Raw genomic sequence first — 2082 nt, forward strand, 5'->3', positions numbered from 1 at the left:
GATCCGCGCTTGACCTGACGAGAGGGGGCCATCTGGGCGATCTGGCGCTTCAGCCGGGAAATCCGCCGTCTGATGACACGCCGGTCTGTTTCGATCTTCGTCTCGCCTGGGCCGCGCGAGCCTATGCCGCCGGCCTGCCCGGCAGCCTGGCCACCAGCCTGGCGGGAGAGGGATCCACCCCAGCCACGCAGCCTGGGCAACATATACTCCAATTGAGCCAGCTCCACCTGGGCCTTGCCCTCGCGGCTTGTTGCATGCTGGGCAAAGATGTCCAGAATCAGGGCCGTCCTGTCGACCACCTTGACCTTGGTGACATCCTCAAGGGCACGTCGCTGGGAGGGATGAAGGTCGTCATCGGTAATGATGGTGTCGGCGCTCAGCCGGGCCACAATATCTGCCAGCTCCCGCGCCTTGCCCGAACCCAGGTAGGTGGCCGGATCCGGCTTGACCCGCTGCTGAAGCAGTCCGTCAAGCACCTCGGCCCCGGCAGTCCTCGCCAGGGCAGCCAGCTCGCGCAGGGACTCCTCGGCCTGACCGACCGTGGTCCGCGAACCCGACCAGACGCCGACCAGGACCACCCGCTCCAGACGGACCTTGCGGTATTCCACCTCGGTCACGTCCTGGAGCTCACCCAGCCCCTCGACATGGCGGAAGGCATTGCGCCGACTGCGCTCCTCCCACTCCTGATCCTGGTCCTGCCCGGCCTGCCCTTCACTGCCGGTCAGTACCTCGGATTTGTGAGAGAGCGGGTCCTGATGGGCATCGTCAACTGCTGAACCATGCTCTTGGGTCGGTTTTTCTTGGGTCAAAGGCACCTCTGCGTTGATCTATGGACTAGGGAACGAATCCGGTATAGGCGGAATCACGACACAGTCTTTATTATCATCTTCTTAGCAGACATCAGCGGGTGCCCGAGGGACGGGCAGACTTCAAAGACGGATGGGATGGACATGACGCACAGGGACCATGGCAGCAGCCGGGGGCAATCCTCCAGGACCGAGACGGACGGAGGCGAACAGTACTTCGTGGCCCGTCCGGCCTCCCCCGACCAGCGGCGAACCATCAAGGTGGACTTGGCCGACCGCACCTGCCAGGTGGAGGTCTCTCACGGGGTCTTCTCGTCGGGCAGGCTCGATCTGGGCACTTCGGTCTTGCTCAAACGCGTCCCTCAGCCACCGACAGAGGGCGACTTTCTGGACCTGGGCTGCGGATGGGGACCCATCGCCCTGAGCATGGCCATGCAGTCGCCCAAGGCCAACGTCTACGCTGTGGACACCAACCTGCGGGCCCTGGATCTGACTGCCCGCAACGCCCGATCCCAGGACCTTGACAAGGTGCGCACCCTGACCCCGGAGCAGGTGCCGGACGATTTGCGCTTCGATCTGATCTGGTCCAACCCGCCCATCCGAGTGGGCAAGACGGTCCTGCACGACCTGCTGATGACCTACCTGCCCAGACTGAAGCCCCAGGGCCGGGCCTATCTGGTGGTCCAACGCAATCTCGGTGCCGACTCCCTGATCCCCTGGCTGGCTGACGCCCTGGGCCCCGGCTGGACGGCCGAGAAGTATGCCTCGGCCAAGGGCTACCGAATCATCGAGGTGGGCCGGGCATGAGGTTCGAGTATCCTGCCGAGCTGCCCATCAGCGCGGCCAAGGAGGACATCGTCCATGCCGTGCAGTCCTCTCAGGTGGTCATCGTCTCGGGTCAGACCGGCTCAGGCAAGACCACTCAGATCCCCAAAATCCTCCTGGAGATGGGTCGCGGCGACCACGGCCGCCAAATCGTGCACACCCAGCCCAGGAGGATCGCCGCCAGAACCGTGGCTGAGCGCATTGCCTCGGAGACGGGCACCAGGCTGGGCGACCAGATCGGCTACCAGGTGCGTTTCACCGACAAGTCCAGCCGCAGCACCCGCCTGCGAGTGGTCACCGACGGCATCCTCCTTGCGCAGATCCAGGGCGATCCCCAGCTGCGGGCCTACGACACCATCATCATCGACGAGGCCCACGAGCGCAGCCTGAACATCGACTTTCTGCTGGGGTATCTGACCGCCCTGCTGCCCAAACGGCCCGACCTGAAACT

3 protein-coding genes are annotated in these 2082 nt (G+C 64.5%); 2 read left to right on the forward strand and 1 reads right to left on the reverse strand.

Annotated elements, in window-relative coordinates; genetic code table 11:
- A partial coding sequence (locus AC0AP0_RS09725) for an HflX GTPase family protein (RefSeq protein WP_490430316.1) occupies window positions 1-725 on the reverse strand: 725 nt, incomplete at its 3' end.
- A 225-nt stretch (window positions 726-950) separates the two neighbouring features.
- Here AC0AP0_RS09725 and AC0AP0_RS09730 point away from each other — a divergent pair.
- Both AC0AP0_RS09730 and AC0AP0_RS09735 read left to right on the forward strand, forming a co-directional pair.
- Complete coding sequence (locus tag AC0AP0_RS09730; RefSeq protein WP_046323699.1) at window positions 951-1613, forward strand: class I SAM-dependent methyltransferase; 663 nt, start codon at window positions 951-953, stop codon at window positions 1611-1613.
- Window positions 1610-2082, forward strand: a 473-nt coding sequence (locus AC0AP0_RS09735) for a DEAD/DEAH box helicase (protein WP_490430315.1), incomplete at its 3' end; no start/stop codon positions are given. The genes AC0AP0_RS09730 and AC0AP0_RS09735, both read left to right, overlap by 4 nt.

The sequence above is a fragment of the Bifidobacterium sp. POST2/T3 (B1) genome (assembly GCF_058197115.1).